Annotated in this window: 1 pseudogene; it reads right to left on the reverse strand. The window is 68.1% G+C overall.

Going from position 1 to position 229, the window contains the following annotated elements:
* Positions 1-229: pseudogene (locus AC0IX4_RS23480) on the reverse strand (sugar ABC transporter substrate-binding protein); the annotation flags it as partial.

Genomic DNA, 229 nt, shown 5'->3' on the forward strand with positions numbered 1-229 from the left:
CCTGCCCGCCGCCGAGCGTGGTCTTGGGGTTCAGGTAGAGCCAGAGCGAGTCGACCGCCACGTCTCCCTGCAGGTAGGGCTTCTGGTCGATGGCCCAGGCCTCGTCCCCGGACTTCACGGCGTCGACGAGCGCACCGTTGGTGTAGAACGTCGCGATCTCGGCGTCACTACCTGCGGCGATGCGTGATTCGACGGCGGCGAGCGCGATGGGCGCGCCCAGTTTCAGGAC

The sequence above is a fragment of the Rhodococcus sp. AC861 genome (assembly GCF_979256035.1).